The 12,781-nt window shown below is 64.3% G+C and carries 10 protein-coding genes; 7 read left to right on the top strand and 3 right to left on the bottom strand.

Annotation, left to right across the window (positions count from 1 at the left end; all coding sequences use genetic code 11):
• Positions 1-118: 118 nt before the first annotated feature.
• From glnA to F6S12_RS10550, 3 genes are all read left to right on the top strand, one after another.
• Positions 119-1,525 carry a glutamate--ammonia ligase gene (glnA, locus tag F6S12_RS10560; RefSeq protein WP_011058761.1) on the top strand — a complete coding sequence of 469 codons (1,407 nt, stop codon included), beginning with the start codon at positions 119-121 and terminating at the stop codon, positions 1,523-1,525.
• A gap of 136 nt (positions 1,526-1,661) precedes the next feature.
• Positions 1,662-2,216: a chorismate mutase gene (locus F6S12_RS10555; protein WP_011058760.1), complete on the top strand. Its 555-nt coding sequence runs from the start codon at positions 1,662-1,664 to the stop codon at positions 2,214-2,216.
• 68 nt (positions 2,217-2,284) lie between these two features.
• A complete protein-coding gene (locus F6S12_RS10550) occupies positions 2,285-2,791 on the top strand; it encodes a DUF4124 domain-containing protein (RefSeq protein WP_315868889.1) in 507 nt (168 codons plus the stop codon).
• A 3-nt stretch (positions 2,792-2,794) separates the two neighbouring features.
• On the opposite strand, the gene F6S12_RS10545 is transcribed toward F6S12_RS10550, so the two are convergent.
• On the bottom strand, positions 2,795-3,982 hold the full coding sequence (locus tag F6S12_RS10545; RefSeq protein WP_315868888.1) for a CaiB/BaiF CoA-transferase family protein: 1,188 nt from the start codon (positions 3,980-3,982) through the stop codon (positions 2,795-2,797).
• Between the two features lie 35 nt (positions 3,983-4,017).
• Positions 4,018-5,739 (bottom strand): acyl-CoA dehydrogenase family protein, encoded by a 1,722-nt coding sequence (locus F6S12_RS10540; RefSeq protein ID WP_315868887.1) that lies wholly within the window; start codon positions 5,737-5,739, stop codon positions 4,018-4,020.
• Between the two features lie 110 nt (positions 5,740-5,849).
• Between F6S12_RS10540 and F6S12_RS10535 the strand changes: the two genes are divergently transcribed.
• The gene (locus F6S12_RS10535; protein ID WP_011058756.1) at positions 5,850-6,749 is read left to right on the top strand and encodes a LysR family transcriptional regulator; all 900 of its coding nucleotides are present in this window, start codon (positions 5,850-5,852) and stop codon (positions 6,747-6,749) included.
• A gap of 157 nt (positions 6,750-6,906) precedes the next feature.
• Complete coding sequence (locus F6S12_RS10530) at positions 6,907-8,319, top strand: MFS transporter (protein WP_015633834.1); 1,413 nt, start codon at positions 6,907-6,909, stop codon at positions 8,317-8,319.
• Here F6S12_RS10530 and F6S12_RS10525 read toward each other — a convergent pair.
• Positions 8,302-9,396: a bifunctional transcriptional activator/DNA repair enzyme AdaA gene (locus F6S12_RS10525; protein ID WP_183000660.1), complete on the bottom strand. Its 1,095-nt coding sequence runs from the start codon at positions 9,394-9,396 to the stop codon at positions 8,302-8,304. The two genes, F6S12_RS10530 and F6S12_RS10525, sit on opposite strands and share 18 nt — an antisense overlap.
• A gap of 371 nt (positions 9,397-9,767) precedes the next feature.
• Between F6S12_RS10525 and glnL the strand changes: the two genes are divergently transcribed.
• Together glnL and ntrC are read left to right on the top strand one after the other, a co-directional pair.
• Positions 9,768-10,853 (top strand): nitrogen regulation protein NR(II), encoded by a 1,086-nt coding sequence (glnL, locus tag F6S12_RS10520; RefSeq protein ID WP_011058753.1) that lies wholly within the window; start codon positions 9,768-9,770, stop codon positions 10,851-10,853.
• Entirely contained in the window at positions 10,850-12,286 is a 1,437-nt protein-coding gene (ntrC, locus tag F6S12_RS10515; RefSeq protein ID WP_011058752.1) for a nitrogen regulation protein NR(I), read from the top strand. The genes glnL and ntrC overlap by 4 nt, the downstream gene beginning before the upstream one ends.
• Positions 12,287-12,781 lie beyond the last annotated feature (495 nt).

The raw sequence follows: 12,781 nt of genomic DNA, 5'->3' as shown, positions 1-12,781 counted from the left end.
CACTGGCATGCAATTTGCTCCCTTGTGAGGCAGGTTGCCATGGCAGAGTATTCGCGCCGGCATCACCCACATTCTAAGGGCACTCCAACACCAAGCCCGAAGCCACCCGGAGGACACTATGTCGAAGTCGGTTCAACTCATCAAAGATCATGACGTCAAATGGATTGATCTGCGCTTCACTGACACCAAGGGCACTCAACATCACGTGACCATGCCGGCTCGTGATGCGCTGGATGAAGACTTCTTCGAAGCTGGCAAGATGTTCGACGGCTCCTCCATCGCTGGCTGGAAAGGCATCGAAGCCTCCGACATGATCCTGATGCCGGACGACGAAACCGCCGTACTGGACCCGTTCACCGAAGAACCGACCCTGATCCTGGTGTGCGACATCATCGAACCTTCGAGCATGCAGGGTTACGATCGTGACCCACGTGCCATCGCCAAGCGCGCCGAAGAGCACCTGAAAGCCACCGGTATCGGCGACACCGTATTCGCCGGCCCAGAGCCAGAGTTCTTCATCTTCGACCAAGTGAAATTCAAGTCCGACATCTCCGGTTCGATGTTCAAGATCTACTCCGAACAAGGTTCCTGGATGTCCGACCAGGACATCGAAGGCGGTAACAAGGGCCACCGTCCAGGCGTCAAGGGCGGCTACTTCCCGGTTCCACCGTTCGACCACGACCACGAAATCCGTACCTCCATGTGCAACGCACTGGAAGAAATGGGCCTGACCGTCGAAGTTCACCACCACGAAGTGGCGACTGCCGGCCAGAACGAAATCGGCGTCAAGTTCAACACCCTGGTGAAGAAGGCCGACGAAACCCAGACCCTGAAGTACGTGGTGCACAACGTGGCTGACGCCTACGGCCGCACTGCCACCTTCATGCCCAAGCCTCTGTACGGCGACAACGGCTCGGGCATGCACGTCCACATGTCGATCTGGAAAGACGGCAAGAACACCTTCGCAGGTGAAGGCTATGCCGGCCTGTCCGATACCGCCCTGTACTTCATCGGCGGCATCATCAAGCACGGTAAGGCCCTGAACGGCTTCACCAACCCGGCGACCAACTCCTACAAGCGTCTGGTGCCAGGCTTCGAAGCCCCGGTCATGCTGGCCTACTCGGCGCGCAACCGCTCCGCTTCGATCCGTATTCCTTACGTGTCGAGCCCTAAGGCCCGCCGTATCGAAGCCCGTTTCCCGGACCCGGCTGCCAACCCGTACCTGGCCTTCGCTGCCCTGCTGATGGCCGGCCTGGACGGCATCCAGAACAAGATCCACCCTGGCGACGCTGCTGACAAAAACCTGTACGACCTGCCGCCTGAAGAGGCCAAAGAGATCCCACAAGTTTGCGGCAGCCTGAAGGAAGCCCTGGAAGAGCTGGACAAAGGTCGTGCGTTCCTGACCAAAGGCGGCGTTTTCAGCGACGACTTCATCGACGCCTACATCGCCCTGAAAAGCGAAGAAGAAATCAAGGTACGTACCTTCGTACACCCACTGGAATACGAGCTGTACTACAGCTGCTGATCCGGTAACGCCGGCGCAAGCCGCGTGATCAAGAGGCCTCCTTCGGGAGGCCTTTTTTATACCCGCGCATTTGCCCTGCCCGGGGTGGTTGCGTGCATCATGGGCGCCGTCTCCCCATCAGCAGCCGAGCCCGCCCATGACTTCACGCCTCAACCTGTGCCTCGCCCTGACTTGCAGCCTGTTCGCCACCGCCGCCTGCGCCAGTGACGCCCCGCCCGCCCTCGCCCCGCTGCTGCAGAGCATCGGCGAACGCCTGGCGATTGCCGATCAGGTGGCCCTGAGCAAATGGGACAGCCACAAGGCCGTGGAAGACCGCCCGCGGGAACAACAGGTGATCGCCGGGGCAACCGCCCAGGCCGCAACCTATCACTTGAGCGAAGAAACGGTTGGGCAGTTCTTCGCCGCCCAGATCGAAGCCAACAAGCTGGTGCAATACGCCCGACTCTCTACCTGGCACTTGCAAGGCCGGGCACCGGACACTCCGCGCCAGGACCTGGCCGGGCAGATCCGCCCCCAACTTGATCAGTTACAAAAACGCCTGCTGCAGCAACTGGCCGACTTCAGCCCGCAGCGCACCGACCGCCAATGCCCGCAATGGCTGGCCCGGGCCAATCAGGCCAGCAGCAGCGACCCACTGCGACGACTGGCGATGGTTCGTGCCACGGCAGAGTTATGTGTGTTCAAAGGTTAACCACGCCTGCGCCACGCGCAGCAGCACCCTATGCTGGAGCCTTTCAGGCACCCGCCAGGATCTGCGAGATGTACCTCGTCATTGCTTGCCTGCTGTGGATCAGCGCATTGCCAGCCGGCGCGCAGATCTACCAGTACACCGACTCGGCCGGTAATCGCGCCTATAGCGACCAGCCGCCGGGAACCTCGTACCGGCAGATTGAAACGCCCGCGCCGAATCGCCTCCCCAGCCCGGCCACACCGGCGCCACATACGCCGGCAGCACAACCTGCCAGCACCCTTCAGGCCTACGAACGGCTGCAACTGAGCGGCGTTCCGGAGCACGGTGCCTTGCGCGCCAACAACGGCAGTTTCAGCGTGCAGGTGGAGTTGCAGCCCAGCCTGCGGCCCGGCCACCGTCTGCGCCTGCTGCTGGATGGCCAGCCCTATGGCCAGACTGGCCAGGGGCTCGAGCTGCAACTGGTGAATATCGACCGTGGCCAGCACCGGTTGGCAGTGCAGGTGCTGGCTGGCGACAAGGTCCTGCAACAGAGCCCGGCCATCAGCTTCACTCTGCTGCGGGCCCGCCGCCCCTGAGCCTCAACCGTGCACCACGCCGCTGGCCAGCAGTGCGGCGATGGTCGGTTCATCCAGGCCCAGCCCCTGCAATACCGCCCGCGTGTCCTGCCCCAGGCTCGGCGGCGCCGTACGGTAGCTGGCCGGCGTGCGTGACAACTTCACCGGCGAACCTATGCCCCGGTAGCCATCGAGCTCCACCAGCAGCCCGCGATGCCGGGTGTGGGGATGAGCCACCACCTGGTCGACGGTGGCGATCGAACCACAAGGCACCCCCAGGCCGATCAGCCGCGGGGCCAGCAACGCGCCGTCGTGCGCCGACAGGTAATGCTCCAGTTGCTGCTTCAAGGCCTCGCGGTTGACCGAGCGCTGGCCGTTGTCGGTAAAGCGCGGGTCCTCCAGCAACGCGCCGGCCCCCAGTTCCTGGCACAGCCGGGTGAACTGGCGGTCGTTGCCCACCGCCAGGAAAATCGGCTCGCCAGCAGTGCGGTAGCTGTCGTAGGGAGCAATGTTGGGATGGGCGTTGCCCGTGCGTTTGGGCGTCTTGCCGGCGGCGAAGTAGTTCGGCAGGTGCGGGTGCAGCAGGGACACGCCGCAGTCGTACAGGGAGATGTCCAGTGACTGCCCGAGGCCGCTGCGCTGGCGCTCGTTGAGGGCCAGGAGAATCCCCGCCAGGGCATTCAGGCCGGTGACCATATCGACAATCGGCAGGCCGATGCGCAACGGCCCGCCGTCGCCTTCGCCGTTGACGCTCATCAGCCCGGCCATGGCCTGGATCACCGCGTCGTAACCCGGTAGCCCGCCCAGCGGGCCATCGGCGCCAAAGCCGGAAATCCCGCAGTGGATCAACGCCGGAAAACGCTGGCTCAGCACCTCCTGGTAACCGATGCCCCAACGCTGCAGGGTGCCCGGCTTGAAGTTCTCGATCAGCACGTCGGCGCCTTCCAGCAACTGCATCAGCAGTTCCAGGCCTTCGGGGCGCGACAGGTCGACGGCGATCCCCTGCTTGTTACGGTTGATGCCGCGAAAATACGCCGCGTCATCACCTTCGAAAGGCGGCCCCCAGCCCCGGGTCTCATCACCGCTCAAAGGTTCCAGCTTGATCACGTCGGCGCCGTGGTCGGCCAGGGCCTGGGAGCAGTAGGGGCCGCCCAGCACACGGCTGAGATCGATGATTTTCACGCCCGCCAGGGCGCCTTGGGCAAACGTCATGGATGTACTCCGGCAGATCGGACAAGGACGGCCATTCAGGCCGGCAGCAATTGCATGGCCTGGGCCTGGGACAGCGGGCTTTCATTGGCCAGGCGCACCAGCAGCTCGGCATCGATCACCGGCTCAAGGCCCAACGGATCGCGCGGCAACACCTTGTGCACCAGCACCAGGTGAGCCAGGGCCAGGCGCCGATGGTCCGCACCCTGGCGCGCGGCCTCCCAGGCCATGAAGATGGCGCTGGCCAGGTGATAGAGAACGCTGCCCACCTGCCGCACCTGCTCGTCCCGGCGCTGCTGCGCCACGGCATGGAAGCCGGTCACGGTGCGCAACAGGGCCGAATCGAACAGCCGGCGGCTCGCCGGTGGCAAATCGGCCTCGGCCAGCAGCCCGGCCAGATAGCCCTGCAACGGCTCCAGCGCCTGCTCCCGAGTCACCGCCCGGGCAATGTCCAGGGCGACGATGTTGCTGGTGCCCTCCCAGATCGACCCCAGGTGCGCATCGCGCACCAGCCGGGCATCGCTCCACTCCTCGATATAGCCAACCCCGCCGCGCACTTCCATGGCATCGCCGGTCACCCGGCGGGCATCACGGCAGGCGCGGAACTTGATCAGCGGCGTAAGGATCCGCACGCACTTGCGCGCCGTCTCATCGCCGCCATCGGCCCGGGGCAGCAAGCTGGCGATCTGCATGAACATCGAGCGCGCCTGTTCGGCGGGCAGCATCATCTTCAGCAACTGGCGCTGCATCAGCGGCATTTCGATCAGGTGCTTGCCGAAGGCCCGGCGCTGGCGGGCGATGTACAACGCCTCGCTCAGCCCCCGGCGCATCAGCCCCGCCGCGCGCACGCCATTGGACAGGCGCGACATGTTGATCATGTCGGCCATCTGCTGAAAACCGCGGCCGACCTCACCGATCAGGTAGGCCGTGGCGCCTTCCAGGGTGATCTCGCCACTGGCCATCGAGCGGCTGCCCAGCTTGTCCTTCAGGCGCTGGATCCGATAGTGGTTGCGCGAGCCGTCGGGCAGCACCTTGGGCAACAGGAACAGGGTCACCCCGGCCATGCCCGGTGGTGCGTCTTCCGGGCGCGCCAGGACCATGGCCAGGTCGGCATCCGGGTTGGAGCAGAACCACTTCTCACCGAACAGGCGCCATTGGCCATCTTCCAGCCGGGCCCGAGTTTCGGTGCGTGAAACGTCGGAACCGGCGGCCTGTTCGGTCATGAACATCGCCCCCTGTAACAGCGTCTCGAAATCCTGGGACTGCAACTGCGGCAGGTAGCGCGCCACCAGTTCCGGCGTACCGAACTTGCACAGGGTGCGGGTCAGGGAGTCGGTCATGCTCACCGGGCAGCACAGGCCGAACTCGGCCTGGACGAACAGGTAGGTCAGGGCGTACTTGATCAGCGGCGGCGGGCCTCCGGGCTGGTGGCTCATGGCAGCCAGCCCCAGTTCGGCAAAGGCCACCCGTTCCAGGGTGACGTAGTCCGGATGCTTGGCGATGCTTTGCAGGTTCTCGCCGCGGCGGGTACGCGGTTGCAGCACCGGGGGATTCTTGTCGGCGCTCAGGGCCAGCACATCCAGCTCGCCACCGGCCCGGGCGCCCAGGTGCTGCAAGGTGGGCAACCACTGCTGGTAGACCGCCGAGGGCAGGTAGACCTGGAGCAGCGCGGCCAGGCCGGCGTCGCACTCGAACAGGTTGATGCCGCGGCTGTCGGGGATGTTGAGGCTGTCTTCAATGGGGCGGGGCTCGGCGGTCATGGCGCGTCTCCTGTTTTTTGTAGGCCGAGACTAGAGCCGCCATCGATAAGTATCTAATACAAAATCAATCAACTACGATAAGAAATCCATATCGTAGAACCGGAGTCGCCATGGACCTCAAACAGTTGCGCTACTTCGTCGCGGTAGCCGAAGAACTGCATTTCGGGCGGGCCGCGAACCGTCTGTGCATTTCCCAGCCGGCCCTGAGTTTCGACATCAAGAAGCTTGAGGGGCAACTGGAAGTCCAACTGCTCAATCGCAACAACAAGTCGGTGAGCCTGACCAACGCCGGACAGGTTCTGCTGGACGAGGCCCGCTACCTGCTGCTGCGTGCCGACCAGGCGCGGCACCTGACCCAGCGCTCGGCAGAAGGCTTTGCCGGGCGCCTGAGCCTGGGTTTCGTCAACTCGATCCTGCACCGCGGGCTGCCCGAGGCGGTCAAGGCCTTCGAACAGCAATACCCGGAAACCGAAGTGGTGCTGATGGAAATGAACAGTGCCGACCAGACCCAGGCCCTGCAACGCGGCCAGATCGACATCGGCTTCGTCCATGGCAGCACCTTCGCCGCCGGCATCCACAGCGAACCGCTGCTGGCCGAGCCGTTCCTCTGCTGCCTGCCCCAGAGCCACTCGCTGGCCACCCAGGCGCGGATCGACCTGGCGCAACTGGCCAATGACGATTTCATCCTGTTTCCGCGGGCGGTCTCGCCGCACTACCACGACCTGATCATTTCCCGCTGCGTGGCGGCCGGGTTCAGCCCGCGCATTCGCCACGAGACGCGGCTATGGCAAACGGTGGTGGCAATGGTGGCCCACGAGATGGGCGTGGCGCTGGTGCCACAGACCCTGGCCATGCTCGGCCAGCCGGGCGTGCATTACGGCGAGCTCGAAGGCTCCGGCGCGCCTTCGCAGATCCAGGCGATCCGCCTGGAGGACAAGCCTTCGGCGGCGGCCGAAAGCTTTCTCGGGCTGCTCAAGTCCCTGATCAAACCGGCCGCCGGAGGGCGCTGAGCGTTGGGGCGCGATACGCAATCACGTATCAAACCATAAGATTTAATCATTATATTTTTCGATTCCTGCCTGTATAGGCTCCCAGCGGTCGGACCTTGCCAGAGGTCCATGCGCCCGATCAGGGGCGCATATAACAATAAAAACGCAGGAATTGAACATGAACGCTGCCCAGGATGCCGCTGCCCACAAGAAAGCCCGCAAGGCGGGTATCGCCTCATTCATCGGCACCACCATCGAGTGGTATGACTTCTACGCCTACGGCATCGCCGCCGCCCTGGTGTTCGGCAAGGTGTTCTTTCCCGCCGACCTGCCCCCCGGCACGGCCACCCTGCTGTCCTTCCTCACCCTGTGGGCCGGGTTCATCGCCCGCCCCGTCGGCGGCATCATCTTCGGCCACATGGGCGACAAGATCGGCCGCAAGACCACCCTGGTGATCACCCTGATCATGATGGGCCTGGCCACCACCTGCATCGGCCTGCTGCCCAGCTACCTGCAGATCGGCGTCTGGGCCCCCATTGCCCTGGTGACCCTGCGCATCATCCAGGGCATCGCGGTGGGCGGCGAATGGGGCGGGGCGATCCTCATCGCCAGCGAAAGCGCGCCCAAGGGCAAGGGCATTCTCTATGCCGCCTTCGCCCAGCAGGGTTCGCCGGCCGGCAACCTGCTGGCAACCCTGGTGTTCTTCGGCCTCAGCGCCCTGCCGACTCCGGACTTTCTGCTCTGGGGCTGGCGCATTCCGTTCCTGCTGTCGGCGGTGCTGGTGATCATCGGCATGGTCATCCGCCTCAAGCTGGAAGAATCCGATGACATGAAGCGCCTGATGGAGCAGAAAAAGACCGTCAAGCTGCCGATTCTCGAAGTCCTGCGCGACCACTGGCGCCTGGTACTGCTGGGGGCCGGGGTGCTGCCGATCATCCACGTCACCTATTTCAAGAGCACCTTCGCCCTGTCCTGGGCCACCAAGGAGCTGGGCTACAGCCAGGGCAGCTTCCTCAGCGTGATCGTCATCGCCCTGGTGGTGCAGTTCATCACCCAGCCCCTGGGTGCGGTGCTGGTTTCACGCATGGACATGCGCAAGGCCATGGTGCTGATGGTGGTGCCCGAGCTGCTGCTGATGCCGGCGATGTTCTTCGCCGTGGAGACCGGTCACTACTGGATCGCGGTGCTGGGCATGTGCCTGGCCACGGTGCCGCACTCGATGTTCTATGGCGCGGTGGGCGGCATCCTGGCGCGGGCGTTTCCGACCCGGGTGCGCTACAGCGGACTGTCGATCTCCTATCAGCTGTGTTCACTGCTGGTGGGCGGCGCCACGCCGGTGCTGGCCCAGAGCATCCTCAATGGCACCGGCAGCATCATCGGCGTGGCCATCGCCTCGGCCTGCTACGCCCTGGTCTCGCTGGCATGCATGCTGGCCCTGCTCAAGCGCATCGGCCATAACGCCGCCGAACTGTCCACGGCGGAACAGGCGGATGCCGACGAACTGGCGCGCCAGACTGGCGCCCAGCCACCTGTGGATAAGGTTTCCCGGCCCGACCCGGTGCCCGGCAGCGAGCTACAGCCCGCTCGCTGATGCACCCTGCAAGTGGTGCAGGCGCCGCTCATGTTCCAGCAGCCAGCGCTTGCGCCACAGACCACCGCCATAGCCGGTCAGGGAGCCATCGGCGCCAATCACCCGGTGGCAGGCAATGACAATGGAAATCTGGTTGGCGGCATTGGCCCGGGCCACCGCGCGCACCGCTGAGGGCGAGCCAACCTGCCGCGCCACCTCGGCGTAGCTGCAGGTGGTACCCAGGGGAATGGCCCGCAACGCCTGCCAGACGGTACGGGTAAAGGGCGAGGCGCTCATCGCCAGCGGTGTGGCGAAGTGCACCGCCTCGCCGGCGAAGTAACGCTGCAGTTCGGCCTCGATCTGGTCGATGGGGGCAAAACGCCCGAAACCTATGCTCGAACCGCTGCTCTTCTGCAGGTTCTGCAACTCATTGGCCAGTGCCGGGCGGTCGAAGAATTCCAGCAGATGCAGGACCTGGGCGTCGGCCACCGCCAGCATCACGCCGATCGGGGTCTGCAACCAATCGACCTTGAGCAGTTCCCGCCCCCGCAAGTTGGACGGCGGCTGGCCCGCCAGGCGGCTGAAGGCGTGGCGAAAGCCGCTGTCGGAGTCGAAGCCGGCGCTGATCTGCGCCTCGATCACCGGCTCTCCCGAGGCCAGTTGCTGCATGCCCTGGCCCATGCGACGCAGGCGCGCCATTTCCAGGAAGGTGACGCCGAAATAGCGCTTGAACGCACGGCGCACGGTGGATGGGTCCAGCCCCTGGACGACCAGGTCGTCCTCGTACCAACGGCGTTCCGGGTCGCGGCCCAACTGCTCGAGCAAGGTCTGCACCCAGGGCTCCTGGACCCCGGCCCGCTCCAGCGGACGACAGCGCAGGCAGGCGCGGAACCCTGCTTCGACACAACCCTTGATGGAGCCGAAGAACACCGTGTTCTCGCGCTTGGGCTTGCGTGCAGCGCAGGTCAGGCGGCAGAACACGCCGGTGCTCTTCACCCCGACAAAGGCAAAGCCTTCATAGGCCGGGTCCCGGGCCAGCAGCGCCTGGTACAGGGTGTCGTCATCGGGAAGCTGGAACAGCAGAGGGGCATTTTCCATGGCCGCATCCTAAACCTTGAAGCATCGGGTTCGAGCACTCTAAACCCGCCCTTTGCCCCGCGCCGCTGAAAAACGGGCGTTGATTCTTCTATCAAGGCACGCCCATCGAGCGCCGCTCAGATTCATGCACTATATTGGTGCAATGCCTTGCACTCAGGTGCCAATACCAGCCCATTTTGGTTCGAAAATACCCGCCAGAGCTGGCAAAACGCCACAGAACCAGGCTTCAAACGCCTGTTTCAGGGCATGCGCGCTTCTTTTCGGAGCCTTGGTTTGGTTTTTGCATTTTCTCCACCACAGCGCCTTAGCCGCGCGCGCACTTCGGGACCGGCCCCGGATTGTCTTGCTTCAAAAGAGGTCACCATCTACCCATGACCATCAGCGACCCACTGCACCGCCTGCTTCTGGACAACCTGACCACCGCCACCATCCTGCTCAATGCCGACCTGCGCCTTGAGTACATGAACCCGGCGGCGGAAATGCTCCTGGCCATCAGCGGCCAGCGCAGCCATGGGCAATTCATCAGCGAGCTGTTCACCGAATCCGCCGAGGCCCTGAGCTCCCTGCGCCAGGCGGTGGAGCAGGCGCACCCCTTCACCAAGCGCGAAGCCATGCTCACCGCACTGACCGGCCAGACCCTGACCGTCGACTACGCGGTGACGCCGATCCTCAGCAACGGCGACACCTTGCTGCTGCTGGAAGTCCACCCCCGGGACCGGCTGCTGCGGATCACCAAGGAAGAGGCCCAGTTGTCCAAGCAGGAAACCAGCAAGATGCTGGTGCGCGGCCTGGCCCATGAAATCAAGAACCCCTTGGGGGGCATTCGCGGCGCCGCACAGTTGCTGGCCCGGGAGCTGCCCGAGGAAAGCCTCAAGGACTACACCAACGTCATCATCGAAGAAGCCGACCGCCTGAGGAACCTGGTGGACCGCATGCTCGGCTCGAACAAGCTGCCATCCCTGGCCCTGACCAACATCCATGAAGTGCTGGAGCGGGTCAGCAGCCTGGTGGAAGCCGAAAGCCAGGGCTGTATCACCCTGGTGCGCGATTACGACCCGAGCATTCCCGACGTGCTGATCGACCGCGAACAGATGATCCAGGCGGTGCTCAACATCGTGCGCAACGCCATGCAGGCCATCAGCAGCCAGAATGAAATGCGCCTGGGGCGCATCACCCTGCGCAGCCGCACCATGCGCCAGTTCACCATCGGCCACGTGCGCCATCGCCTGGTGAGCAAGATCGAGATCATCGACAACGGCCCGGGCATCCCCGCGGAACTGCAGGACACCCTCTTCTTCCCCATGGTCAGCGGCCGCCCGGACGGTACCGGGCTGGGCCTGGCCATCACCCAGAACATCATCAGCCAGCACCAGGGTCTGATCGAATGTGACAGCCATCCCGGCCACACCACGTTCTCGATCTTTCTGCCACTGGAACAAGGAGCCCCATCGACATGAGCCGTAGTGAAACCGTGTGGATCGTCGATGACGACCGTTCTATCCGTTGGGTCCTGGAAAAAGCCTTGCAGCAGGAAGGGATGACCACCCAGAGCTTCGACAGCGCCGACGGGGTGATGAGCCGCCTGGCCCGCCAGGCCCCGGACGTGATCATTTCCGACATTCGCATGCCCGGCGCCAGTGGCCTGGACCTGCTGGCACGGATTCGCGAGCAGCACCCGCGCCTGCCAGTGATCATCATGACCGCGCATTCGGACCTGGATAGCGCTGTCGCCTCCTACCAGGGCGGTGCCTTCGAATACCTGCCCAAGCCGTTCGATGTCGATGAAGCGGTGTCGCTGGTCAAGCGCGCCAATCAGCACGCCCAGGAACAGCAAGGCCTGGAAGTGGCCCCGACCCTGGCTCGCACCCCGGAGATCATCGGCGAAGCGCCGGCGATGCAGGAGGTGTTCCGCGCCATCGGGCGCCTGAGCCACTCCAACATCACAGTGCTGATCAACGGCGAGTCCGGCACCGGCAAGGAGCTGGTAGCCCATGCCCTGCATCGCCACAGCCCGCGGGCGGCTTCGCCGTTCATCGCCCTGAACATGGCGGCGATCCCCAAGGACCTGATGGAATCCGAGCTGTTCGGCCATGAAAAGGGCGCGTTCACCGGCGCGGCCAACCTGCGGCGCGGGCGCTTCGAGCAGGCCGACGGCGGCACTCTGTTCCTCGACGAGATCGGCGACATGCCAGCCGACACCCAGACCCGCCTGCTGCGGGTCCTGGCCGATGGCGAGTTCTATCGGGTCGGTGGCCATACCCCGGTCAAGGTCGATGTACGCATCATCGCCGCGACCCACCAGAACCTGGAAACCCTGGTGCACGCCGGCAAGTTCCGTGAGGACCTGTTCCACCGCCTCAACGTGATCCGCATCCATATCCCGCGCCTGTCGGACCGTCGCGAAGACATCCCGACCCTGGCCAGGCACTTCCTCAGCCGCGCCGCCCAGGAGCTGGCGGTGGAACCCAAGTTGCTGAAAAACGAAACCGAGGAATACCTGAAGAACCTGCCGTGGCCGGGCAACGTGCGCCAGCTGGAGAACACCTGCCGCTGGATCACCGTCATGGCCTCGGGTCGCGAGGTGCATATCAGCGACCTGCCACCGGAGTTGCTGAGCCTGCCCCAGGATTCAGCGCCGGTCACCAACTGGGAACAGGCCCTGCGCCAATGGGCCGACCAGGCCCTGGCCCGCGGGCAATCGAACCTGCTGGACAGCGCGGTACCGAGTTTCGAGCGGATCATGATCGAGACCGCCCTCAAGCACACCGCCGGCCGCCGCCGCGATGCCGCGGTCCTGTTGGGCTGGGGGCGCAATACCCTGACCCGCAAGATCAAGGAGCTGGGGATGAAGGTCGACGGTGGCGACGAGGATGAAGGCGAGGAAGGCTGAAGCCCCGGCCGCGGCATGTAGGAGCTGGCTTGCCAGCGAAGAGGCCCTTGAGCCTTGCAGTGCGCCCACAGGCGCTTTCGCCGGCAAGCCGGCTCCTACGATGAGGATGTGCGTGCACCAGGATGGGGTGCATGCACTGCCCGAAGGCGCGCTGCAGTGCCATCCAGCCCGGGTACAACCCGGGCCTCAGCTCTGAAAAGCCCTCCGTCGAAAACGCAAAAGCCCCGGATTACGGGGCTTTCGGCTTTTTATCCCAGCAATCAACGCCTCTGCAGCCAAAACTGGCACGCCACCTGCAATAACCCAGTCACTACCCAGTTTCGGGGACCTTGGTACAGGCAGGCCGGGGATTCCCCTCTTTAACACCAGGCTCGGCACGCACATCGCGACGGCCAATGGTTTCGGGAACCCCAGTACAGGCAGGCTGGGACTTCCCTCTTTAACACCAGGCCCACCCCGCTCACAGCGACGGGCCAGGCTTTCGGGAACCCCGGT

The organism is Pseudomonas sp. JV245A, assembly GCF_032424515.1.
GTDB lineage: Bacteria > Pseudomonadota > Gammaproteobacteria > Pseudomonadales > Pseudomonadaceae > Aquipseudomonas > Aquipseudomonas protegens.
The sequence above is the reverse complement of the archived record's forward strand: the minus strand, read 5'-3'. Positions and strand labels throughout refer to the sequence as shown.